The organism is Streptomyces sp. NPDC051561 (assembly GCF_044454195.1).
Lineage (GTDB): Bacteria > Actinomycetota > Actinomycetes > Streptomycetales > Streptomycetaceae > Streptomyces.
Genome location: NZ_JBITDM010000004.1, coordinates 1 through 23371, shown reverse-complemented (window position 1 = coordinate 23371; position 23371 = coordinate 1). Strand labels below are relative to the sequence as shown.

Genomic DNA, 23371 nt, shown 5'->3' with positions numbered 1-23371 from the left:
CTCTTTTGACCTCCCCGGAGTACCTCCCATGTACCACTCTCCATACGACTTCGGATACTCGCTCGGCACGTCCATCAGGCCGAAGGGCCTGGATCTGTGGTCGCGCGCCGACAAGGCGTGCCGCGTGATCGGGCCCATGGGGTCCGGGAAGACCCTGCGCTTCTTCGCCCCGCTGATCCGTGAATGGCAAGGCCCGGTCATCGCCACATCCACGAAGCCGGACCTGGTGGAGCTGACACTCGACGCGCGGCAGGCCGGGGACCGTCCAACTCTGGCCTTCGACCCACAGAACCTAGTTCCGTCCGTTCCTCGGTTCCGCTGGTCGCCCATGGCGGGCGCTGAGTCGACACTGTCCGCGATGTCGCGGGCCAAGGCGTTCGTCGCCGGTTCCCGTACGCCCGGGGCGGTGTCCCAGTCCTCCGAGGGTTCGGCGTTCTACAAGGGACAGGCGAGCAAAGTCCTGGCCTGTCTGCTGCACGCCGCCGCTCTTGACGGTGCCGACCTCCCACAACTACTCAGGTGGGCGCGCAAGATCACCGACCCGACCCCGGTCAGCATCCTCAACGCCCACCCCGGCGCCGGTCCCGGGTGGGCGGACATGCTCCTCACCTCGACAAGCGGTGACGACCGCACGGTGGGGAACACTGCGATCACGTTGGATGCCGCGCTGGAGCCGCTGGCGCACGAAGCTGTCGTGAACGCTCTGGTGGGCAAAGGCGGCGAGAGCACCGACTTCCGCTCGGTGCTGGCCGCCGGTGGGACGGTCTACCTGCTGGGGAAGGACTCCGCGGTCAACTCCGTCGCCCCGCTGACCACGGCAGTCACGGAAGACCTGTTCGACATCGCGGAAGAAGTGGCGATCGAGTCCCGGGCCGGCCGCCTCGACCCCGCCATGTTGGGCGCCTTGGACGAGGCCCCGAACATCGCCCCCATCCCGAGCCTACGCCAACGCGTCGCCGACGGTCGCGGACGCGGCATCACCGTCGTCTACGGCTTGCAGGGATGGGCGTCCGCCGAAGCGCGGTTCGGCCCGGATACCGCGAAGGAACTGGCGAGCTTCACCAACAACCTCGTCGTCTTCGGCGGTTCGAAGGACCCTGCCTTCCTCCGCGACATGGCCGAACTCTGCGGCCAGGTTGAACGCCGTCGTGCGACCAGGACAACCAACAGCGGTGAGCGCGGCGGCACTTCGACTGCCACACACATGGCGCTCGAATCCGTACTCCGGCCCGATCAGGTCAAGGGGCTGAAGGAGGGCCAGGCGCTCGTCCTCGCGGACAACCTTCCCCCCGTAATCACTCAGCTCGACGGTATGTGGACGTGGGACTCCTGGCCGAAGATCGAGGAAGAGATCACGGCACTGCGACAGGCAAACGAAGCGGAACGCGTACGCACCGCTGCCGCACAGAAGAAGCGAGCGGCGGATTACGCGGCCCAGTGGAGCACACAACAAGGAGCTGCTGCATGACCACCCAGCTCCGTACCGCCTTCGGCCCATTCCCCGAAGTCCCGGCAACGATCGCCACCTACCTCGCCGAAAGGGCCACGGACGAGGAACTTGAAGGTGCTCCGCCCCCGTGGGACATCGGGACGCTCCCGGATGCGCTCGCGGGCACCGTATTGCAGTGGCTCGACGACGTCTGTCGCTGGCTGAACTGGACGTACGCCTGGCAGCCGAACCACGTGATCCCGCCGTGCTGGCGCGAACACCAACAACTCGGTTACGAGATAGCGGCGTTGACCTTCGCGCGCGGTGATGCGTACCTGAACGCGGGCACGGCCGTGCTCTGGCACGAGCAGTACGAGCGTTTCGCCGCGAGGATGGACAAGTCACTCGGCAAGAGTGCTGAACAGTGCAGAACGGGGCGGCACGAACCGCGCCCCTCCCGGTTCCAGCTCAACGCCTGGTAACGGTGTGCTGCCGCACAGGGGTCGCGCTCCAACGGTGACGCGGGCAACCCGTGAACCCGCAGCCCGATCTCGCCAGAGGACCGGTTCGGGTGCGTGCTGTGGACACGCAGCCGCACTGAACCGCGGGCTTCCTTCAGTGCCGCAAACGGCTGGAGGGAAGGCCCAGGCGCCGCCGTCGTGAGCATTGCCAGCGGTGCTGCTCCAGGGTGAGGACGGCTCTCATCTACCACCACCAGCGCCCTGCACCGGCCGCGAACGACACCGTCAGTTGACGGCCTCGCTGCGGGCGCCAGCTGCCCGCAGCGCCGCCAGCCACTGAGACGCGAGTACACCGGGCAAGTCCGCCCCAACGGTTCAAGCTAAGAAACTTCCGACATTCCCACCCTTACGTTAAATGACGGATTCACGATACACACATGACATGGGCATGTATTTTCATTTAGAGCACACCACCCTCACGAACCTTATCTCCACCAAGCATCTAAGGAAAAATATGAGGAAGTTTAGGATAATTTGGACACTCGTGACTGCACTCTCCCTATTACTTCTTCCATCCGTAGCAAGTAGCGCCCAAGTATCCGCCCATCACTCAATCGACAGAACAAAAGGTGCATTGGATGCAAACAAGAAAGACAGAAAGCCAGTTGGAGGAAAGGGAATGGAGAAGCGTCAACCTCAACGTCAGCCCGCCATTAATGAGCCTCAGGGGCTTAGCCCCTGAGGACCTATTTCCAAAGAGACCAAGGAGGAGGCGAAGTTCCGCACAGACTATCTCTCGAAGCTGCGCGCCCAAGAGGGAGAGAATGGAATAAACGCGACGCTCCAAACTTGCGAGGACTTCCTCGGCAACACAGGAGTCGCTAAAGCGATAGACCATCTCACCTGGTGCAAAATCATTCCCAACGTGTCGCTTATTTCTAGACTTTGCAACCCCACCTGCGTAGAGACGGGCAGGGTCGACTTTCGCATGACCATCCTCGGTGAAGCCGACCAAGGCAATGGGACCGATAATCGAAATATAGTAACAACTGTACGACTGGATCAGCCTCAAGTGCGAGCGGCCCCTCGGATGACAGATGTTTTCGAACTCACCGCAAGCTGCGACGTAGCCTCAGAAGAATCTCCTGACTGTGAAACCCTCGGCGGCGCTCGCCGAACACTAGCGGAATGGCAGGCAAACGGCATTGCCTTCTTCAACTTCCTTTCCCCTGATGGAGGAAAAGGGAACGATAAAATAGGGACCTACACTTTTGGCTTCAAGATCGGAGGAAACGCCGGCTCCGCCACCTATGCCGGTGACACATTCCGCTGCGACTCGGCTTCCTATATGAGCAATAATTACGGATGCGTATTTCCTCTAGTTGAAGAGGTATTCAACCTCACTGCGGATGATCGTACGAAGGAATCCGCAGATTTGATCTGGGCCGCACAGAATCAACCGAACAAAACATTCCCCCTGACCGAAAACCAAAAGAGTATTCCGGGCGCCGTGGGGAGCGGCCGCACCTTGACGCGAACGAACGCCGAAAATATAGAACCGAACAGAAGCAAGTCAAGGAGCCAATGCCGACTCTTCTTCGGTGAGAGATATACCCGCGGCGCGCGGGAATGCGATGAGTATCCACAAGCCTCCACCAGTAAAGGTGCCAAGGACGGCGGGGAGGGTTTTGCTCATTTTGCCGTTAAGCCAATCAATGGCCAACATAACAGAAACGCCGGAAATGACTTGGGGCAATTTTTTGAAAAGCAAAGGATTCTACGAGAGAGAGACCACTTCTACGTCAAGGTTGTGAACCCTGATGGGAGTAATTACCGAGGTCCGATTGAGCCCAGTGGAGTTGCGGAACCAGTGGTATACGGGCAGTGCCAAACAAAATCGCTGCCCGAGGTAAAGGAGGTCGCAGCCAAGGCTGCGCCAGAAGGACGTTTTAACAACTACGCCAATACCACACCAGATGGTTGGACTGGAGGCGACTCCACGTACTCATTCAAGCTGCCTGATGGCCGTACACTGTATCTTTTTTCGGATACCTTCCTGGGGCCGCTGAACGCGAATGGCACACGTCCAACTACTTCGAAGTTTATCAATAACTCCTTCCTTGTGGATGCTGGCGGCAGTCTGAGTACGATTCATGCAGGGACGAAGGCAAATCCGAAAGGGATGTTGCCGCCGACCATGGATAACCGTTGGTATTGGCTCGGTGACGGCATGGTGTCAAAGATCGACGGAGTCGACCATCTGCAGATAGTTGTCCAGGAATATCGAGGAACAAATGATGGCACCGCAATGCCATTCGCATACGTACGAAGCGCGGTGGCGACCTTCGAGTTGAGTGACCTCAGGAAGCCCATCTGGATCGATCCCTTGCCTTCCGAAACCGGGGTCGCGTGGGGATCAGCCCTCCTCCCCTCCTACCGCAGCCCCGACGGTCACACATACATCTATGGGGTCAGCAATGACAAAGTAAACAAAAAGATGCACATCGCGCGGGTCAAGGGCCAAGACCTCACGGCAGTCCAGGATTGGCAGTTCCTGAATCTTCAACCTACCGGGGCGAACAACTGGATGAAGAATGAGAAACAAGGGACTACATATCTTTCCGGCATATCAAATGAGTACAGTGTTACGCCATGGAACAAACAATTTGTAGTAATAAGCCAGGACAGTACGGAAGCTTTCAGTAACAAGATTCGCATATGATCGGGGTGTGATCCCTTCGGCACCTTCGGGTCCTGGGTGGGCCATGATGTTATATACAGAACGCCAGAGACCGGAATATTCGGGAGCTACGGCGATGAAAACATATTCACTTACAACGCCCACGCCCACCCAGTTCTGCAAGCTGGTGACCATTGGACTCTTTCGTACAACGTCAACACGTTCGATAATCGCTGGTCTGATGCAGGGGCGAACTTCCGTGATCCAAGCATTTACAGACCTCGATTTGTTTCTTTCCGTCTAGTTCCTAGCGGCACTACTCGTTCCAGCCCACAATTTCAAATGGCTTTGCCTGAATGAGAGGCCCCGCCCTGTTGAACTCAGCAACATGGAGGTGAATTGCAATGTCGATACCCCCCATTAGTCAGTCTTGGTGGCGCATCAATGCATGGCTATTGGACCATGAGGTGGTTCAAGAACTTCCGCCACCTGCCTCGCGCCAGGAGATCGCGCTCACTGAAGAGTTCATAGGCGCTGATTTTCCGGCAGAACTGGTTGAATCGCTCCTGTGCCACAATGGCAGTGACATATTCGAGCTCCCCCCGATGTTCCGAGTGCTCGCTTTGGAGGAGATCCGGCTAAACTGGGTGTCTAGGACCTCTTCGCCAAGTGACCACGCTCCTTTCTTGCCGCACTATCTGCCGTTTGCCGCAGATGGGATGGGGTCAGTTCTTTACCTGGATGCACAAGAGCGCGCGGGTCATAGGATTCACCAGCGCGACAAGGAAGGCGGATCTCCGGGCATCACTGCTCATCCGATGTGGGGATCACTGTCTGCCCTGCTCCACTTCACGGCCGAAGCCCTAGAAAGTGGAGATCCGCTTGGTCGCTATCTGCGACCTACTGCGGAGTCCGATTATCGAGATTGGCGATTTGCTTAGGTCGTATCCGATGGGGCGCGTGAACGCTCCCGTTGGGAAGTCGTTCCGTGGGACATGGGGCGGGGAGATCTCTCGGATGAAGAGTGGGCTCGTCTGGATCCGCACTTGCCGGCGAATCGCGGGCGTGGTGGGAGCTGGTAATCCCACCGCTGTGTAATCCACGGGATCTTGTTCCGGCAGCGGACTGGATCTCCCCTGGCGGGACCTACCTCCCTGCTTCGGTAGCTGGAAGACGGTTCACGACCTTCATCGCAGGTGGTCGGCGGACGGTACGTGGGAAGGAATCGTGCGGGTCGTCCAGGAACGCGAAAGGGGGTGACCCGGCCGACACTCCCGACCTCGTGGACCTGGTACCGGCCGAAATCCGCCGCCTGCTGGCAGTTGAACCCCGCCATACCGGCCGCGCGATTCCACAGTGAGGTGATCACGCTGACTACGCCGCCACCAAGCACGCGCCCGGTGCTCTCACCACATGCGGCGTGGTCACAACTTCGCGGGACGGTCCGCCCAGACCGCCCCGCACCCCAACCCATCCCGCTACACTCCCCACACTCAAGCCGCTGAACAGCACTAATGGAGAAGTAGGGCTGGAATATTAACCCCGGCCGGCCCGCCGAAATCGTCGGCGGGCCGTGACGTAAACCTGGGTCAGTCGGTCAAGGACCTGACACTGAGCGATGCCACGAAGTTGGAAAACGCGCTCCCACGAAAGATGAGCGTCGGCCCCTCCACACTCTTCGTGTCTCGGACGCCGACCTGTCCCCTCAGGAATGCGACTTCGACGCAGTTCCCTTCGGCTCCGCTGCTGTACGAGGACTTGAACCAGGCAGCTTCAGGAGCCATCTCAGTAGTATTCGGGTTGGTGTTAATGGCTATGACTTCCGTTCTTCCTGTTCCTTGCTGACGTCCTTGAGAACTCTTGGCGTCTCATGAGGCGCCAGAGCTGCCGCCCGCAGCGCTTCGAACCTGCGGGAGAACTTGCCGACTTCGGGCTTCTTGTCCGTGACCCACGCCTGACCGTTGACATGGTCGGCCTGGACCATCTTCGGGAGAGGCTCGGGCAGTTCGAGCAGGGCGAAGTTCAGGCTGGCACGGTAGCCAGCGCTCGCGGCCGGGAGTATCTGAAGCGTGATGTGGTCGAGGGAGGCGAGCCTGCCGATCTCGTCGTATTGCTCAATCATGACGTCCGGCCCGCCGATCGTGCTGCGGATCGCGTCCTCGGACAGGATGACCCAGAGCGGCCGCGGTTCGTCTTCCGTGATGAGCTTCTTGCGGCTCATCCGCAGCTCGACGTTGGCGTCGATGAACTCGGTGGTGATCTCGTCCACTGCCTTGGCGCTTTCGAGCAGTGCCCGAGCGTAGTTCGGTGTCTGGAGCAAGCCGAAGATGAGGTTGGGCTGCCAGGAGCTGATGGAGAGCGCGTCGGCCTCCAGACCTACGTAGTCGCGCATCCCCTTCTGAAGGTGCGGGTTGTAGGGGACCCACCACCCTTGAGTGAGTGATTCACGGTGAATCTTCAGGAGTTCCTCGACGGTCTCATCGTCGGTGACGTTGTAGTGGTCCAGGAGGGCCTTGAGGTCGCTGTGGTTCGGCAGGCTGGTTCGGCCCTTCTCCAGACGCCAGAGCTTCTCCGTGGAGAATCCGAGCGCTGTCGCCACCTCCTCCCTGGCCATCCCTTTGTCGACGCGCATCTTCTCCAGCACCTTGCCGAGGTGCACGCGCCGGCTCGTCGGTCCCTTGGGTGCTGCCACAGTCCGAGTCCTCTCCATCCCTCCTGGGGTTCGGCGTACGAGTCCCTGAGCTTGGCCGGGCAAGCCCCAAGTCAGGTTCAACGAAGCCCAGGTTCCGAGTTTGCCACCCCGAGTCTCCCTTGCACAGGCGAGAGCCGGAGCGACTGCATATGTCATTCTGCGTGAAAATTGCATGACGCCTTGCAGATCAACTCTCCCATGCAACACGCTAGTTGGACCAGCTCGCCCGCTAAGGAGCCGAGAGTGTCCATCTCAAGAACATCGATCAGTGAAGTGATCCACGAGCACCGAGAACCGCTCGTAGTCGGACCGCGGAGCCTCTCCCTGATGCGCCGAACTGTGGCCGGCCTCGTACGGAACTGGGGATGGGGCGAGGTGGCGGACAAGGCCACGATGTGCGTCGCGGAAATGCTGTCGAACGTGCACCAGCACGTGGAGTCCGGGGATTGCGTACTCACGCTCCAGTCCACGTCGTCGTCCATCCGGATCGTGCTCAGCGACAGCAGCCCGGAGCTGCCCGTGGTCAGCGACCCGGACTGGGACAGCGAGAGCGGGCGCGGGATGTTCTTGCTCAGCAAGACAGCCGACGCCTGGGGCGCCGACCCCAAGGACTCAGGCAAGGACGTATGGATCGAGTTCCATGCATCCGAAGGGCGGGGTGCCACGTGAACGACACCATGGAGTTGCCCCGCCTGGTCCCCCACTCGCTGGCCGGGTATTGGGTGGAGGTCAACGGATATCGCGCGGAGACGGGCGCCGGGTTGAGGGGCTACCAGCTCGGTACGTACGCAAGTCCCACGGCGGCGCGCGCGGTCGCCCAACTCCGGCTGCGAGCGCGCCGGGTGGCTTGGCGGATGGAGGGTCTTGCCGCACAGTCCTCCGCCTTCACGTGGCTCCGCAACGGCTGGGAGATGCGGCAGATCATCGCCTCCCTTGCCGCCCAGCAGATGTACGTGCACCTCGTCAGCGACGGAGACGCCTACTACGAGTTCTCTGTCCGCCCGATCTTCTTTCCTCAGCCCTATCAGGACCGTGCGCCCTGCCCAGTGGTGCCGATCCACAAGGGGGCCGGCCGATGAACCTTCCGCGCGCCTACTGGTGTCACGTAGCCCACCCAGCTGGCACACCCTTCGCTGCACGACCCCAAGACGGAATCACCGAAGCCCCGGGGCAGGTCCTCGAATGGATGCGGGACTCGGCACGCGAGACCTTCCCGATCCTCGACCGCGACGCATTCGGCCGCGCCTGGGCCTGGCTCGGTGACCACCACGGGGCTGCCGACGCGGTAAGGGAACTACGGCAAGGACGCCCGTACTCGTACGCCCTCCACGCCCCTGCCGGTACGTACGCCTGGACCGCGCACCTGGTTTCCATGCTCCCCATACCGCAACGTGCCTCGAACTCCCGGCCGAGCCGGCTCTGCCGGGCAAGGACGCCCTCACGCGACGACGGTGACTTCCTCGCTCTTCTCCTGCCCACGATCTTCCGGAGACTCCCACATGACTGCGCTCCACGAACTCCAGCCCCCGGCCGAGGCCGGGCCCCCCGGTAACAGTGCTGAGTGCTGGAGCTCAGCTCCTGCTCCGGTAGCGGGCAAGCTCGCGAAGGCCCTCACCGTGGCAGGCCGGCGATGACTCAGGAACCGCGACGCCCGGACATCGCCCGCGATCTCCTGGAGAGCGCCACCGCGTCCCGCGAGGCCCGCCGACAGCTTGCCCGCGGTGTTCTCTCCGCGACGGCACAGCAGTGGGGCATTCACCAGGAGCGCGCGGACAGCGGAATGCTGAAACGCCTGCTGAGCAAGCACGGGTGGCCCGGACGCTCACTGGTCGGCGAAGAGGCAGCGGAAGCCGCCTTGCACCTTGCCCTGCACGCCGACCATGATCCAGGTCTCCAACGGCTCTGCTTACGGATGCTGACCGAGGCCGTCCAGCGCGGCGATGCTCCGATCCGGCACTGGGCACACCTCCACGACCGGTGCGCTGTGGGTGCCGGTCACCAGCAGGAGTACGGGACGCAGCATCGGCTCGACGCCCACGGGCGGGTTGTGCGGATGCCGGTGAGCGAGCCTGCGCACCTGGACGCGCGCCGGGCCAGCGTCGGGCTTCCGCCCGCTGCCGTCGCGTACGACGCACTGCGCCGCCGGTACGCGTCCGCTCCGGATGGCGCCTCGGACGAGAACGGTCCGCCGGATAGCGCAAAGCCGTTGTTCCCAGGGCAATTGGTCGGGAGCGCGGCATGAGTCAGCTTTTCGGCGACGGGGCTCCCGCCGCCGCCCCTGTACTGACCTCTCGGCAGGCGGAAATCCTGAGCCTGGTTGCTCTGGGCCATACCGACCACAGGGTCGGCCGGGAGCTCGTCCTGAGCATCCACACGGTGAAAACTCACCTGCGCCGTATCCGGTCCCGCATCGGTGTCAGTCCCCGCGAGGCGATGGTCGGCGTCTCGTACCGGCGAGGACTACTTCCGCTGCCATCATTGCCGGACGGGCAGCGGCCGGCAGTGCCCGCCCGGACGCTATTCGCCATGAGCGTCCGGGCCGAAGGCCGAAAGATCCGGGACGCGGCCAGCGCACTGGGGATCACCTCCTCGACCGCCTCCGGATACGTATGGGGGACGCTCCAGGATTTGGGCGCGACCGACCGGGCGCACGGGGTGCATCTGCTCTATGCGTGGCGTCTTCTCCCCATCGACTCCCCGCCCAGCGACGTCGGCTGCGTCGGCAGCCCGACCCCTATGGCCGATGAGTGCACCGCTTGCCCGGAGACGGGTGCCTCGGCATGACGGCCTTCCGCCGAACCTGCGAGCCTGTCGGCTGGGGTTTGATGCACTACTTACTGGCTGAGGGCCTCGTTCAGATACGCCTGCACCGGCTCGAAGAGGCCGTACGGGACGAGCGTGGGGATCTCGGCGAGGGTCACCCAGCGCACCTCGGCGAGTTCTTCGGCATCGGCGACGTGGGCGGTTCCTGCTGCTGCGGTGCAGGCGGTGTACGACATGTTCCTTCCGGTCTTGGGGTGCGCACGGGCACCGAGGGGCTTGAGGGCGGTCACGGTCAGGCCGGTCTCTTCGAGGGTTTCGCGGACGGCCGCTTCTTCCGGGGATTCCCCGGGCTCGACGGCGCCGGCGGGGAACTGCCAGGAGAGCTGGCCCTCGGATACCCGCCGCCGCACCATCAGGACCCGCTGGTCCTGTACGACGATCGCCGCCGCGATGCCGGGCCGTTCGGTGTCCGTCTGCTCCGTCATGCGTCTGCCTCCAGTGCTTGCAGGATCGGCGGATAGATCGTCTCGGTCGGGATGAAGCGGGTGACTTCGCTCTTCGGTACCCATGCCACGTCCACGTTCTCCACAGCGTCGCTGTTCTTGGCGTCGCCCGCGAGGTACTCGCACAGAAAGTAGAGGCAGTGCACGCCAGTCACCGGGTGGAGTCGTTCGCCGAGTTTGCGGCGGACCGCGCAGTGCACGCCGGTCTCGTCCAGAGTCTCGCGGATGCTCGCGGTCTCGGGCCGTGCGCCGGGCTTGATGACGCCCGCGGGGAACTGCCAGGCGATGCCGGAGGTGTCGTTGTCGCGGCGGCACACCAGCAGCACATCGTGGTCGCGTACGACGATGGCGATGGCCACGCGCAGGGCCTGGGCCTGCGGGTCGGGTGTCTGGGCGTGCGACGTCTCGGTCGGCGCTGCCATCAGGACGAAGCGTTTACGGGTTGCTTCCGGGGCGGATTCGTAGAGGGCATCCAGGAGTTGCTGCATTTCGGTACGGGGTACGACCTCCGGGTCGGCGTGCCAGGTGGCGACGGTGCGCGGGGAGATGCCCAACCGATCGGCGAAGTGTTCGTTGGTGGCGCGGAGTGCGGCCTGGAGTGTGCAGGCGAGCCGGGCGGTCCAGACATCGACGACGTCCATCGCGGCCTCCACGTCTTCGGTTGGGGGTGCGCAAGGTCAACGCGCCCTGACTGCAGGCTAGTTGCTTTGCCGCTTCATGGTGAACGGGGGCGCAGCCGTTGACTCTGAGATACGCAGCAGCCTGCGACCGACGGTGCCCCTGCCTACGCAGGATCGGGGACCTCCGGCCAGAGGCAGGCCCGGTACCCCGGCATCCGACTGCACGAGCACGCATGGCAGCCGGGTGCGGGGGCCCCGGGCCCTCACTACATCCCCCAAAAGACAGGAGATCGACATGAACGGTCGTTCTGAACCGGGAACCACGCAGGCACAGCAGGCTTCGAGCCCGGACGGCTTCGAGCTGGACGTGGCGCTGCTGGAGGTGGGTGACGTCGCCAGCCTGACGAACCTCACCGACGACGGCTGCGGCGAGACCTGTGGCGCCTGCACCACCAACGTGGCCTGATCCACAGCCACATGTCATATCAGCCGGTGCCTCTGCGCCTGAGAGGCACCGGCTCCCCGACCGGCCTGGAGGTTGTGATGGCCCCGAGCACCACCTACCGCGCCTGTGCGACTGCGCTCTTCCGTGCGGTCTCCCGGCCGACGCTTTCTCTGCCTTCCTTCCCAGACCTCGATGACTGCTCTGTGCTCGGGCACGAGGAACGGCTCGCCTGGCTGCGGCAGGTCTGGGCAGAGAAGCGCGTGGCCGAGGCACTCGAACACGCTAGCTCCGGGCTCGCCTCCCAAGTCAGGGCCCTGTGTGCCGCCGACGCCCCATCGATACGTGACGTACGACGTGCGGTGTCCACCGTCGCCCGGTACGTCATCCGTGCCGAACACAGGCCGACGCCCTTCGGTTTCTTCGCCGGCGTGGCCACGGCATCCTTCGGTCGGCATACCCGCGTGCAATGCGGCACGGAGCACACCGTCGTCAGCCGCGCGGGGGCGGAATGGACGGCGGCTGTGGCGGACCGGCTGGAGTCGATTCCCGAAGTCCTGGACCTCCTGGCGGTCGTCGTCAACACCGTCGTCGCACCTCGTGATGGCCGCCTCATCGTGCCGTACCAGTCTGACTGTCACGGTGACGACGAGCGTGCGGTCGAAGCCTCCATCGGCCTGACCAAGCCCGTACGTACGGTGATGCACGCAGCGCACACGCCGATTCAAGTCGGAACGCTCCTCGACAAGACCGCAGCAGAGTTCCCCCACGCCGCCCCGGAGGCGGTGCGGCGCCTGGTGCTGGGCTTGATCCACCACCGGGTGCTGCTGACGAATCTTCGGGCGCCGAGTACGGAGACGGACGCGTTCGCGCACGTGATGCGACAGCTCGACGCCATGGGCTCCAGCATCCCGGCACCGGCCGCGCTGCTGGTGCGGGAGCTGGACGCGGTGCGAACCGGGCTCCGCACGTGTAGCGACCGGGAGAGCCGGGACCGTGTCGCCGGGCGAATGTGCGCTCTCGTCCCGGGGCTCCGCCGCCATCCCCTAGCCCTGGACCTCCGCCTTGACGCTGATATCGAACTGCCCGAAGCCGTCGCCCGCGACGTCGAGCGGGCCGCCCAGGCCCTGACCCGTCTCAGCGCGATGCCATACGGAACGGAGGCGTGGAAGGCCTACCAGCGGAGGTTCTACGAGCGGTACGGCATCGGCACGATGGTGCCGCTCAAGGAGGTCGTCGCGGACAGCGGAACCGGCTTCCCCGACGGCTATCCCGGCACCCCGCCGGACAGGCGTCGGCGCCGTCTTTCCGAGCGGGACGACGTCTTGGTGGGCCTTGCGCAGGCTGCCGCACTCGATGGCTGCGACGAAGTAGTCCTGACGGACGAGTTGATCGCTTCGCTGGACATCGGTCCCGAGCATCCCCGGGTGCCGCCGCACCTGGAGGTCGGGGTCCGAGTGCTCGCCGCCAGTACGGAGGAACTCCATCGAGGTCGCTTCCGGCTGGAAGTAGTGAGCGTGTCCCGGGGCATCGGGGTCTCCACCGGCCGATTTCTGAGCGTGCTGGGCAACCCCGAGCGCGAGGCCCTCACCGGTCAGATAGCCGAGTTGCCCACAGCCGACTCCGGAACGGTGGCAGCGCAGCTTTCGTTCCCGCCGCTCCTGCCGTCGAGCGGACACGTCACCCGTGCACCGCAGGTTCTCCCCCTGGTGGTCAGCGTGCAGGAACACCGCGCCCCCGGAAGCGAGGTACTGACGCCCAACGATCTCGCAGTGGCGTGCGACGGCCGGCGCATGTACCTGGCGGCGCCTGGCCGGGGCCACCGGGTCGAGGCCGTGGGGATGCACGCGTTGAACCTTAGGAAGCACACCCCGCCGTTGGTCCGCTTCCTCACTGAGCTTTCCCGTGCCCAGTGCGCGCAGGTCACCCTGTTCGACTGGGGGGCCGCGAACGCGATGCCCTTCCTACCCCGGTTGCGGTACGGGCGGGTGGTGCTCGCTCCCGCGCGATGGCGGCTGAAGGAGAGCGAGCTGCCTGGGACCAACCGGCCCCGGGCCGAGTGGGACGCCGTGCTCGACCAGTGGCGGGCAAGGCGGCGTCTGCCGCAGCAGTTCTTCCTCACGGAAGGTGACCGGCGTCTTCTTCTCGACCTTGACCGGGCCGCTCACCGAGCCTTGTTGCGACAGCACCTCGTCGGCTCACCCGTCGCCGTGCTCGTGGAAGCTCCCGCACAAGACGACCACGGGTGGTGCGAGGGGCGGGCGCACGAAGTGGTCGTTCCGCTCAAAGCGACGCAGCCCGCCCCTTGGCCGACGCTGCCCGCACCCTCGCCCGCCCGGCTCTTCTCCCCGGCGCAGATCCAGAGCCCGGGGACTGCGTCTTTACTGCTGGCGACGCTGTACGGAGACGCTCGTCGGCAGGATGACCTCCTGGCCACGCACCTTCCCGCACTCCTGGCCCAACTCGGCAACCCACCATGGTGGTTCGTACGCTTCCGCGATCCCGAGCACCACCTCCGCGTGCGCATCGCGCTCCCCAGCCCGGACGCCTTTGCGGAGACTGCGGGGGTGGTGAGCGCGTGGGCCGGCAAGCTGCGCGGCGCGGGGTTGCTGTCTGACCTGCGGTTTCCCACCTCGTACCGGGAGATGGGCCGGTGGGGTTCCGGTGCGGCCTGGAGCGCGGCAGAGAACGTGTTCCGCGCAGACTCCAAGGCCGTCGTCGCCCAGCTCTCCGAAGCCCGGCGCCCTCAGCGGCGGACGCTGACCGTCGCCCACACCATCGCCATCGCAACCGAGTTCCTCGGCAGCACCGCCGCGGGCATGCGCTGGCTGATCAAGCACATCCCGCGCACCGCCCCGGCTGCTGTCCCACGCACCGAGTTCACCGAGGTCGTACGGCTGGCCAACCCATCGGAGAACTGGACAGCTCTACAGACGGCCCCCGGCGGACAGACAGTCGTAGCGGGGTGGGCCCAACGCACCACGGCGCTCGCGGCGTACCGGCCGCACCTCCCGGGTCCGGACACCCAAGGGATCGCGCTGGACGACGTTCTCTCGTCCCTGCTGCACGTGCACTTCGTACGGCACGTCGGCATCGACTTCGAAGAGGAAGCCATCTGCCTCTACCTTGCCCGCGCCGCCGCGCTGGCCTGGACCCGGAGGACAACGTGATCGACCACCTTGCCGTGAGCGATGCCGTCGCCGACCTCCTCGCCACCCCGGACACAGCCCCGGTGCCCCGGGATACGACGACGGGGCACCGGCAGCAGCTCGCGTACGGGCCGCTGGGTATCGCGCTCCTGCACATCGAGCGGGCCGCGTCCGGCCGGGGTTCCTGGCAACGGGTGCACGACTGGATGGCCACAGCGACGGCCCGACCGGTCACGAGCGGGCCGGACAGCCACGCCTTCTACGGAGCCCCTGCCCTCGCCCACACGGTCGCCTGCGCGGCCAACCACCTACCGGGCCCCTACCAGCGCGCCCTCGACAAGCTCGACACCCAGTTGACCGCAGATGTCACGCGCCGCCTCGATGCCGCGCACCGTCGCATCGACGCCCAACTCCTGCCAGCGTTATCTGAGTTCGACTGCATTCGCGGACTGGCCGGATACGGCCCTCACCTTCTGCGCCGCGATCCCGGCAGCGCCACCGTGCGGGCCGTCCTCGACTACTGCGTGCGCCTCACCGAACCGCTCACCGACCAAGGGGAGACCCTGCCAGGTTGGTGGACAGCACACGGCCCCTCCGGGCGCCCGGACCCGGGCTTCCCCCTCGGGCACGGCAACACAGGGGTAGCTCACGGCATCGGCGGCGTGCTCGCCTTCCTCGCGCTCTCCGCCCGCAACGGGACCGTCGTCGACGGCCACCACGATGCCTTGCGCACTGTTCTCGCGTGGCTGGACCGCTGGCAAGAGCCAGCAGGGCAGGTCCCCATGTGGCCGTACTGGGTCACCCGCGCCGAACTGCGCAACGACCTTCTCATACCGTCCTCTCCTCGGCGGCCATCGTGGTGCTACGGCACGGCCGGGCTCGCCCGCGCCCAGCAGCTCGCCGCACACGTCCTGGGCGACACCGGCAGACAGACCACGGCGGAAGAGGCCTTTATCTGCGCGCTCCAAGATCCTGCGCAGATGAAGGCCACCGCAGGCATCGGCCTCTGCCACGGCTTCGCCGGGCTTGCCCACCTCGCGGCCCGGACGTCACACGATGCCCACCCCTCGACCGCCGAACGCCTTCGCGCGGCGATTCCGCCGCTCCTGGAATCGGTGTGCCTTCCGGACGCCGCCCCGGCGGAAACCGCCCGTGCTCTCGTCCAGGACGAGGAATCCGGGCCCGGATTCCTCAATGGTGCCGCTGGTATCGCGCTGGGGCTCATGTCCGCTGCCGAAGCGCCGCGCTCCGCATGGGACTCCTGCCTGCTGACCGCCTGAACACCCTCGACCGAAGGACGTTCACCGTGACCGCCGACCGCTGGCACCAGCACAACATCACCTTCGCCGACCGCGAGACCGGCCGGCACCTGCTCTCCGGTTGGCTCGGGCCTGCTCTGCGCGAAGCCGAGGACGCTGGGGAAATCAGCACCTGGTGGTTCATGAACAAGTCCCCCTGGCCACTGCGCTACCAGGCCGACCACCCGTCTCCGCACATCGAGTCCGTGCTCCGCACCCTCGTCTACGACGGTTCAGTCCGCTCCTGGACGCCGACCATCTACGAACCCGAGACCGCCGCCTTCGGCGGCGCCCAGGCAATGGACACCGCGCACGATCTGTTCCACGAGGACAGCCGCCACCTGCTCACGTACGAACCGGGCCCCGGACGACTGGGACGGGCAGAAACCGCGGTTCTGCTCCTGAGCGCCATGATGCGCGCGGCAGGCCTCGACTATTTCGAACAGGGCGACGTCTGGGCCAAGGTCGCCGACCTCCGCCCCGCCAAAGCCGTCACCCGCACCCCAGAGAAGGTCACCGCGCTGACCCCAGCCGTGCACAAGCTGATGACGACAGACGCTCACAGCCTCTGCCATCCGAATGGCCCGCTCGACGGACACACCGCGTGGGTAACCGCCTTCGAGCGAGCCGGGACCACGCTCGCACGGCTGTCCTCAACTGGCGCACTGGAACGCGGACTTCGTGCCGTCATCGCACATCACACCATCTTTCACGCCAACCGCGCCGCCCTCCAACGCGACGACCAGCATGCCCTTTCCAACATCGCACGAGAGGCAGTCATGGGATCGAGTGACAACACCGCGTGGCCCACAAACTCCACGGCCCAGACCACTAGCGTCGACGCGGTGAACACCACCTCGCTCTCCACCCAAGAGGCCGACCCGACCCAGCTCCGGAATGAACTGGTCGACCAGATCCGCAAGGACGGATACGCACGGACCCCCGCCGTCGAGAACGCGCTCCGTAGCGTGGAACGCCACCGGTTCGTGCCCGACGCACCCCTTGAAACGGCGTATGCCAACGCGCCGGTCAACATCAAGTACGACACCGACGGAACCTCGATCTCCTGCGCCTCTCAGCCCGGCGTTGTCGCCCTCATGCTCGACCAACTGGAAGTCCAGCCCGGGGAACGCGTCCTCGAACTCGGCGCGGGCACCGGCTACAACGCCGCACTTCTCGCACACCTGGTCGGCCAGGGCGGCCACGTCACCACCATCGACGTCGACGACGACCTGGTGGAGGGCGCACGTACGCACCTCGCCGAAACCGGCTTCGCCAACGTCGAGGCACTGACCCGGGACGGGGCCCTCGGACACGCCGAAGGCGCCCCGTACGACCGGATCGTCGCCACAGTGGGAGCGCACGGCATCCCGCACGCCTGGACGGAACAACTCGCGCCGGGCGGGCGGCTCTTGGTGCCCCAACGCCTGAAGGGGAGCGTGTCCCGCTCCATCGCGTACGAGCAGCACGACGGCAGGTGGACGAGCGTCAGCAGCAGGATGAACACCTTCATGCCGCTGAGGCGCGGTATCGCGGACGACGACCGCCGCGTCATCCCCCTCAGCTCCGACGGCACCGTACGGCTCCAGGCCCCCGCGTCCCAGAGCATCGACGGCTCCGCTCTCGCAGGAGTCCTGGACCAGCCGCGGACCGAGGAGTGGACCGGCATGACCGTCCGGGCCATGGAGTCCCCGGACTGGATGGAGCTGTTTGTCTCCTGCTCCCTGCCCAGCGGGCTGATCCGGATGCTGTTCCCGAAGGACGCCAAGGGGACCCTGCTCACTGAGGACCCCTACCCCTCCTCCACCGCGGCCGTCGACAAGGGTGCCGTCACCTACCTCGCCCGCCGTCTGTTGAAGGAGAAGACCCCCGAGGGCGGCAAGCTCTGGGAATTCGGCGTCATCGGCCACGGCCCCGGTAGCGACGAACTAGCGGGGAAGGTCGCCGATCTCATCCGCACCTGGGACCGCGACTTCCGCGGCCGGGAAGCTACGTTCGAGATCCAGCGGACCGACGCCCCCGCGATCGAGGAGCGTCCCGGCCTCTTCGCCCTCGACACCCCGCTGAACCGCATCGTCGTCGACTGGCAGTGATCTCTGAGGTGTCCGCCGGAACCTCCTCCGGCGGACACCCACCGCGCCTTCGCCCCACCACCCACCGCCGGGGGATCACATGGACCCGCACGGACCAATAGCCCAGCGTTTTCCTCTCGTCGCACGCTTCCGCCCCGCCTGCCTGCCACTGCCCGAGCGGGTACAGACCCTGATCACTCTCGCCGACACGGCAGCACACCAAGCCGATCAAGGGCTTGCCTCGGCCGTCTTCAACCAATCCGCCCTCATCGCCTCCGACCTCGGCCTCTCCGACCTCGCCCGCGAAATGTGTCACCAACACGCGGACGTCTACCTCCACGCCTGTCCCCTGCCCGCCATGAGCGCCATCCGCGGACTGGAGCCCCTCGTCAACCTCGCCCGGCTCCAGATCCGCGCCGGCCACGGCGACGACGGCCGAACCCACCTGCTGGCCCTGTTCCACGCGGTCAGCACAGGAACGTCCGTGTGCCTGGACGGCATCACCGTGCCTGCCGACCTCGCCGCGACTCCGGAAGACCGCCAAGAAGTACGGGCCTGGCTGTGGCGCGTTCTCCTCGCCGACGGCACCCGCACCCTCACCACCGAGGGACGCTGGAACGAAGCCCTCGCCCACATCGAGGCACATCACGGCGTCGGCAAGCGCATGCTCGACGGCCGTCAGGTCGCCGTCATCGCGGCCCTCGTCTCAAACGACTCATCCCGTGCGGCGGACCTTCTGGAGAGCACAGCGCCCGGCGACCCATGGGAACAGGCCATCACCGCCTGCCTCGCCGCACTGTTACAACGTACGGCCGGCGAGCCCACCGGACCGGCCTTGGAGGCCCTCGCGGGCATACACGCCAACCTGCAACCGGGAAGTGGGATGACCGTCTTCGGCGCACGCCTCGGACTCGTGATCCTCGATGTCGCCGGACCGGCCGAGGTCCACATCGCACACCAAATCGTCGACGAACTGCACCAGCGAACGGTCACCCTCCGAGACGGATACGCAGCACGCGAGAGCCTCGCCCACCCCTTGTTCTCGCGCCTCGCAACTCATCACCAGCAACAAGACTGCCGCGACCTCATCACTGCGTGTGCGCTCGGCACGGGGAGCCTGCCCACCAAACTGCATGACGGGCTGGCAGAAGCTCTCAGCACGAGCGGACTCACGATCCGCAAGAGCCTGGTTCGGTCATAGCGGAAGGCCACCCGCAGGTGACGCCACCCGCCCAGTTGTGGGTCTCTTCCGTTGTTGCGCGAGATTCCACGCTTCCGGGTGGTCGAAGTACCGACGGTAAACGCGGCGAAGGGGCGCAGGACAGCGGCGGCCCACGCTGGTCCCGGAGACGATCGTCGTCGATCACGGAAGGGACACCACTTCGCGGGCAAGGAAGAACTGTTCCGCGCGGTCATCGGAGGACAGCTCCACTCGGGTCGCCGACGTCCTCGTCGATCTCACCGAGCGTCACCTGGGGCCCGTGAGTGACGCCCGCCGGGTCGAGGCGGCCCTACTCGCTCTGGCTACCGCGTGGAACAGGCCGCGTGCCGAGTTCGCCGTCCACCTCGCGGTGGTGCGCCGGATGAGAGCAGAGACCGCAAACCTGCCGCCCGGCATGCTCCAGGCATGGGACCAGGCGGGGCCGCGGCGCACCCAGCGTGAACTCGCCCACCAGCTACAGCGCCTGGCCGGCGTCGGCGTCCTGGAGGTGAGCGACCCGGCGCTGGCGGCCGACCACTTCCTGCTGCTGACCTCCGGTGCGGTGTCCGAGCGCACTCACGGAGGCGCCACCGCACTGTCCTCCGCGGCCCGTACCGCCCTCGTCACCGCCGGGGTGCACGCCTTCCTCCGGGGCTACCAGTCGCGCACTGCCGCCGCGCACCACGACGCCGGACCGCCGTGCGACTGAGGAAAGGCAGGAGGAGGCTGGCGCGGCTGGCGCTCATGCGCGCGAGTCCGGGCCGCGAGGAGTCGTCGCCTCGCTGCGAGTACCTGTGAGCCGGGCCCGGAGGGCTCCGGCGAATTCTTCGGCACGGGCCAGCTGGACGCGCAGGTCCTCGATCTTCTGGACGGCGGCCTGTTCGTAGGCCGCGACCCGCTGCTGGAGTACCTCCCTCTCGTCACCGCCGGCCGGCGGTGCGGCATCGAGGCGGTCGGTGGCCTCCAGCAGGTCGCGCATCTCGTCCAGGGTGAAGCCGAGCGGCTTCATACGGCGGATGACCATGAGCCGGGCGATGTCGGTCTCGGTGTAGAGGCGGAAACCGCCCTGCGAACGGGCGGAGGGAATGACCAGGCCGGTCTCCTCGTAGTGCCGGATGGTGCGCAGGGACAGCTCCGTCCGCGCGGCGACTTCGCCGATCTGCATGTGCTTGTCGTCCACGCCTGTGGTCCTGGCCCTTCTCGTTGCGGCGGGCCGCGTCCCGCGCAACCCCACCTGTTCCTACTCTAACGTTAGGGTAGAGTTTCTGACGGGGTTGCCTTGCTGCCCTCGTGACTGCCGTTCCGGGGCCGATGCTGCCCCCGGGTGACGATCCGATTCTTGCAGGAGAGAGCGTGCGCGAGCCCATGACGCCGACCGCCGCCTCCTGCCCGCCGTGACGCTTCGCCCCCCGAGGTGAGGCCTCCGCCTGGGTACAGGCACTGGCTCCCTCGCTTCGACTTCCGGCCCGCCCTCGCGGGCCGACCGCGGGAAGCCGACCCGGCTCCTCCGCGTTCTCCCGCACGCCCCGGCCTGCCAAAGGGGTGCGCCCGAGCACGACAGGTACGCAACTTCCTGTGTCTTCTTCCGTAGTGACCCCCGCCGCACGGCTGCGTGGCCTGCGCCCCGACTGGCTGAACAACCCCAAGGTCTGGCGCACCGAAATCCTGGCCGGACTGGTCGTCGCCCTCGCCCTGATCCCAGAAGCGATCTCGTTCTCGATCATCGCCGGGGTCGATCCCGCGATCGGCCTGTTCGCCTCCTTCACCATGGCCGTGGTCATCTCGATCGTCGGCGGACGCCGCGCGATGATCTCCGCCGCCACCGGCGCCATCGCCCTCGTCATCGCCCCCCTGAACCACGAGTACGGCCTCGGCTACCTGATCGCTGCGGTCATCCTGGCCGGCGTCATCCAGATCGCGCTCGGCGCGCTGGGAGTGGCCAAGCTGATGCGGTTCGTGCCGCGCTCGGTGATGGTCGGCTTCGTCAACGCCCTCGCCATCCTCATCTTCATGGCCCAGGTCCCCGAAATGCACGACGTGCCCTGGGCGGTGTACCCGCTGATCATCGGCGGCCTGGCCCTAATGGTGCTCTTCCCGAAGATCACCAAGGTGATCCCGGCCCCGCTCGTCTCGATCGTCATCCTCACCGTCATCACGGTCGCGGCCGGCATCGCCGTACCCACCGTCGGCGACAAGGGAGAACTCCCCTCCTCCCTGCCGGTGCCCGGCCTGCCCGACGTGCCGTTCACCATGGACACCCTGACCACCATCGCCCCCTACGCCTTCGCGATGGCACTGGTCGGACTGATGGAATCACTGATGACAGCCAAGCTCGTCGACGACATCACCGACACCCACTCCTCCAAGACCCGCGAGTCCATCGGGCAGGGCATCGCGAACATCGTTACCGGGTTCTTCGGCGGCATGGGCGGCTGCGCCATGATCGGCCAGACCATGATCAACGTGAAGGTGTCCGGCGCCCGCACCCGCCTGTCCACTTTCCTCGCCGGGGGATTCCTGATGGTGCTGTGCATCGTCTTCGGCCCGGTCGTCTCCGACATCCCGATGGCTGCCCTGGTCGCGGTGATGGTGATGGTGTCCTTCGCGACCTTCGACTGGCACTCCATCGCACCCAAGACTCTGAAGCGCATGCCCGTCGGGGAGATCGCCGTCATGGTCATCACCGTCATCTGCGTGGTCGCCACCGACAACCTCGCGATCGGCGTCGTCGTCGGCTCGATCACTGCGATGGTCATCTTCGCCAAGCGCGTCGCCCACCTCGCCGAAGTCACCCCGTACGTCGCGCCCGACGGCAAGAGCGTCCTCTACACCGTGACCGGGGAGCTGTTCTTCGCCTCCTCCAACGACCTCTACAGCCAGTTCAACTACGCCACCGACCCCGACAGGGTCGTCATCGACCTGTCCGCCGCCCACATCTGGGACGTCTCCTCCGTCGCCGCACTGGACGCCATCGAGACCAAATACGCCCAGCGCGGGAAGAAGGTCGAGATCATCGGACTGAACGACCCCAGTGCCCTCCTGCACGGCAAACTCACCGGCGAGCTCACCAGCCACTGACCCGCCCGCATTCTCACCGCCGAGGGCCCCGGCACCGCCGCCGGGGTCCTCGACCTCTTCCGGTGCTCTACAAGAGTGAGGGGCCCCGGTAGCTGCCGAAGGTCCGCAGGTTGCCCTCCGGGTCCTGCACGGTGCACACGCCCGCCTGTGCACCGCGTCCACGTCGTCACTCACCACATAGACCGCGCTAGTGTCGGGCTGAATCGCGCCGCGCACGCTGTCCTTATGGCAGTTCGAACCGAACGTCAGCGCACCGCAACCGACTAGTAGTGCTTCGTTAAGTTCTTCTTCTGGTTGGCAGGGGGCGGTTGCAAGTGGTGCAGGTGCCGGTCCAGCACCTCAGCAGGTCCTGGAGTGCGTCGAGGACCTGGTAGAGGGTCAGGCCGGCGTCCGGGCTTTTGGGTCGAGCCGCCGCAGGGTGAGGAAGGCCTGGGCGGCGGTGACGAGGGTGACGTGGTGGTGCCAGCCGCGCCAGGTGCGGCCTTCGAAGTGGTCCAGGCCCAGGCCGTGCTTGAGTTCGCGGTAGTCGTGCTCGATCCGCCAGCGCATCTTCGCCCACCGCACCAGGTCGGCGGTCGGGGTGGTGGCGGGCAGGTTGGTCATCCAGTAGCCGGTCGGCTCGTCGGCTGCTTCGGGCTGTTCGACCAGCAGGGTCCGCAAGGGGAGCACGCCGTTCCACCGGTTGCGTCCTCCGGCGTGTTCCTGCGCTGCCCGGCAGGCTTCCTTGCCCGACGGCCGCACCTGGACCACAGCGAAGCAGGAGGTCATTGTGCCTTTGCTGCCCTGTCTCCAGGTGACCTCCTCAAACACGGCGTCGTCGAGGAGGCCGGGCAGCGAGCGGGGCCGGTCGCGGTATCGAGGCAGCGTCGGCGGCCCCAGCCCGCCATAAGCGGGTTGATACGGCACCGTGTGGGCCGGCCGTGCGATCTCCTTGGGGTCGACGGCCATGACATACGACCAGCCGCGTTCCTCCAGCGCGAGCC

Annotated in this window: 21 protein-coding genes and 1 pseudogene; 16 read left to right on the top strand and 6 right to left on the bottom strand. The window is 65.7% G+C overall.

The annotated features are described in order from the left end of the window. The first annotated feature begins 28 nt into the window (after positions 1-28). From ACIA73_RS10975 to ACIA73_RS10955, 5 genes and pseudogenes are all read left to right on the top strand, one after another. Positions 29-1468 (top strand): type IV secretory system conjugative DNA transfer family protein, encoded by a 1440-nt coding sequence (locus tag ACIA73_RS10975; protein ID WP_399438087.1) that lies wholly within the window; start codon positions 29-31, stop codon positions 1466-1468. Then, positions 1465-1911, top strand: coding sequence for a hypothetical protein (locus tag ACIA73_RS10970; protein WP_399438086.1), 447 nt, complete (start codon positions 1465-1467; stop codon positions 1909-1911). The genes ACIA73_RS10975 and ACIA73_RS10970 overlap by 4 nt, the downstream gene beginning before the upstream one ends. Before the next feature lie 967 nt (positions 1912-2878). Further along, positions 2879-4612, top strand: coding sequence for a hypothetical protein (locus ACIA73_RS10965; protein WP_399438085.1), 1734 nt, complete (start codon positions 2879-2881; stop codon positions 4610-4612). Between the two features lie 362 nt (positions 4613-4974). Then, positions 4975-5511, top strand: coding sequence for an SMI1/KNR4 family protein (locus tag ACIA73_RS10960; protein WP_399438084.1), 537 nt, complete (start codon positions 4975-4977; stop codon positions 5509-5511). Between the two features lie 54 nt (positions 5512-5565). After that, a pseudogene (locus ACIA73_RS10955) lies at positions 5566-5812 on the top strand (transposase); the annotation flags it as partial. 347 nt (positions 5813-6159) lie between these two features. On the opposite strand, the gene ACIA73_RS10950 reads toward ACIA73_RS10955, so the two are convergent. After that, positions 6160-6354, bottom strand: a complete 195-nt coding sequence (locus ACIA73_RS10950; protein ID WP_399438083.1) for a DUF397 domain-containing protein — start codon at positions 6352-6354, stop codon at positions 6160-6162. Between the two features lie 29 nt (positions 6355-6383). Next, positions 6384-7262 carry a helix-turn-helix domain-containing protein gene (locus tag ACIA73_RS10945; RefSeq protein WP_399438082.1) on the bottom strand — a complete coding sequence of 293 codons (879 nt, stop codon included), beginning with the start codon at positions 7260-7262 and terminating at the stop codon, positions 6384-6386. A 243-nt stretch (positions 7263-7505) separates the two neighbouring features. Here ACIA73_RS10945 and ACIA73_RS10940 point away from each other — a divergent pair, with 243 nt between their 5' ends. From ACIA73_RS10940 to ACIA73_RS10925, 4 genes are all read left to right on the top strand, one after another. Then, positions 7506-7931, top strand: coding sequence for an ATP-binding protein (locus ACIA73_RS10940; RefSeq protein ID WP_399438081.1), 426 nt, complete (start codon positions 7506-7508; stop codon positions 7929-7931). After that, positions 7928-8341 (top strand): hypothetical protein, encoded by a 414-nt coding sequence (locus ACIA73_RS10935; RefSeq protein ID WP_399438080.1) that lies wholly within the window; start codon positions 7928-7930, stop codon positions 8339-8341. Before ACIA73_RS10940 ends, ACIA73_RS10935 begins: the two co-directional genes overlap by 4 nt. Positions 8342-8892: 551 nt before the next feature. Continuing rightward, positions 8893-9504, top strand: coding sequence for a DUF6624 domain-containing protein (locus tag ACIA73_RS10930; RefSeq protein ID WP_399438079.1), 612 nt, complete (start codon positions 8893-8895; stop codon positions 9502-9504). Further along, positions 9501-10046: a response regulator transcription factor gene (locus ACIA73_RS10925; protein ID WP_399438078.1), complete on the top strand. Its 546-nt coding sequence runs from the start codon at positions 9501-9503 to the stop codon at positions 10044-10046. Before ACIA73_RS10930 ends, ACIA73_RS10925 begins: the two co-directional genes overlap by 4 nt. Positions 10047-10096: 50 nt before the next feature. Here the strand turns inward: ACIA73_RS10925 and ACIA73_RS10920 are convergent, their stop codons facing one another. Next, entirely contained in the window at positions 10097-10510 is a 414-nt protein-coding gene (locus tag ACIA73_RS10920; RefSeq protein WP_399438077.1) for an NUDIX hydrolase, read from the bottom strand. Then, positions 10507-11169 (bottom strand): NUDIX hydrolase, encoded by a 663-nt coding sequence (locus ACIA73_RS10915; RefSeq protein ID WP_399438076.1) that lies wholly within the window; start codon positions 11167-11169, stop codon positions 10507-10509. The genes ACIA73_RS10920 and ACIA73_RS10915 overlap by 4 nt, the downstream gene beginning before the upstream one ends. A 274-nt stretch (positions 11170-11443) precedes the next feature. Here ACIA73_RS10915 and ACIA73_RS10910 point away from each other — a divergent pair, with 274 nt between their 5' ends. From ACIA73_RS10910 to ACIA73_RS10885, 6 genes are all read left to right on the top strand, one after another. Then, positions 11444-11614 (top strand): FxLD family lanthipeptide, encoded by a 171-nt coding sequence (locus ACIA73_RS10910; RefSeq protein WP_399438075.1) that lies wholly within the window; start codon positions 11444-11446, stop codon positions 11612-11614. A 77-nt stretch (positions 11615-11691) separates the two neighbouring features. Then, a complete protein-coding gene (locus ACIA73_RS10905) occupies positions 11692-14760 on the top strand; it encodes a lantibiotic dehydratase (protein ID WP_399438074.1) in 3069 nt (1022 codons plus the stop codon). Then, a complete protein-coding gene (locus tag ACIA73_RS10900) occupies positions 14757-16019 on the top strand; it encodes a lanthionine synthetase C family protein (protein ID WP_399438073.1) in 1263 nt (420 codons plus the stop codon). Before ACIA73_RS10905 ends, ACIA73_RS10900 begins: the two co-directional genes overlap by 4 nt. Positions 16020-16045: 26 nt before the next feature. Next, complete coding sequence (gene fxlM, locus ACIA73_RS10895) at positions 16046-18130, top strand: methyltransferase, FxLD system (protein ID WP_399438072.1); 2085 nt, start codon at positions 16046-16048, stop codon at positions 18128-18130. Positions 18131-18209: 79 nt separating this feature from the next. After that, entirely contained in the window at positions 18210-19310 is a 1101-nt protein-coding gene (locus ACIA73_RS10890) for a hypothetical protein (RefSeq protein WP_399438071.1), read from the top strand. Between the two features lie 280 nt (positions 19311-19590). Then, entirely contained in the window at positions 19591-20019 is a 429-nt protein-coding gene (locus tag ACIA73_RS10885; RefSeq protein WP_399438070.1) for a TetR/AcrR family transcriptional regulator C-terminal domain-containing protein, read from the top strand. 33 nt (positions 20020-20052) lie between these two features. Here ACIA73_RS10885 and ACIA73_RS10880 read toward each other — a convergent pair whose 3' ends face one another. Further along, positions 20053-20490: a MerR family transcriptional regulator gene (locus ACIA73_RS10880; RefSeq protein WP_399438069.1), complete on the bottom strand. Its 438-nt coding sequence runs from the start codon at positions 20488-20490 to the stop codon at positions 20053-20055. 395 nt (positions 20491-20885) lie between these two features. Between ACIA73_RS10880 and ACIA73_RS10875 the strand changes: the two genes are divergently transcribed. Then, complete coding sequence (locus tag ACIA73_RS10875) at positions 20886-22388, top strand: SulP family inorganic anion transporter (protein WP_399438068.1); 1503 nt, start codon at positions 20886-20888, stop codon at positions 22386-22388. Between the two features lie 378 nt (positions 22389-22766). On the opposite strand, the gene ACIA73_RS10870 is transcribed toward ACIA73_RS10875, so the two are convergent. Continuing rightward, the coding region (locus tag ACIA73_RS10870; protein WP_399438067.1) for a transposase at positions 22767-23371 on the bottom strand (605 nt) is incomplete at its 5' end.

Coding starts and splice junctions, on each gene's coding strand:
- ACIA73_RS10890 (WP_399438071.1), top strand. CDS start 18,210: ATGGACCCGCACGGACCAATAGCCCAGCGTTTTCCTCTCGTCGCACGC.
- ACIA73_RS10910 (WP_399438075.1), top strand. CDS start 11,444: ATGAACGGTCGTTCTGAACCGGGAACCACGCAGGCACAGCAGGCTTCG.
- ACIA73_RS10970 (WP_399438086.1), top strand. CDS start 1,465: ATGACCACCCAGCTCCGTACCGCCTTCGGCCCATTCCCCGAAGTCCCG.
- ACIA73_RS10950 (WP_399438083.1), bottom strand. CDS start 6,354: ATGGCTCCTGAAGCTGCCTGGTTCAAGTCCTCGTACAGCAGCGGAGCC.
- ACIA73_RS10915 (WP_399438076.1), bottom strand. CDS start 11,169: ATGGACGTCGTCGATGTCTGGACCGCCCGGCTCGCCTGCACACTCCAG.
- ACIA73_RS10925 (WP_399438078.1), top strand. CDS start 9,501: ATGAGTCAGCTTTTCGGCGACGGGGCTCCCGCCGCCGCCCCTGTACTG.
- ACIA73_RS10905 (WP_399438074.1), top strand. CDS start 11,692: ATGGCCCCGAGCACCACCTACCGCGCCTGTGCGACTGCGCTCTTCCGT.
- ACIA73_RS10960 (WP_399438084.1), top strand. CDS start 4,975: ATGTCGATACCCCCCATTAGTCAGTCTTGGTGGCGCATCAATGCATGG.
- ACIA73_RS10975 (WP_399438087.1), top strand. CDS start 29: ATGTACCACTCTCCATACGACTTCGGATACTCGCTCGGCACGTCCATC.
- ACIA73_RS10930 (WP_399438079.1), top strand. CDS start 8,893: ATGACTCAGGAACCGCGACGCCCGGACATCGCCCGCGATCTCCTGGAG.
- ACIA73_RS10920 (WP_399438077.1), bottom strand. CDS start 10,510: ATGACGGAGCAGACGGACACCGAACGGCCCGGCATCGCGGCGGCGATC.
- ACIA73_RS10965 (WP_399438085.1), top strand. CDS start 2,879: ATGACCATCCTCGGTGAAGCCGACCAAGGCAATGGGACCGATAATCGA.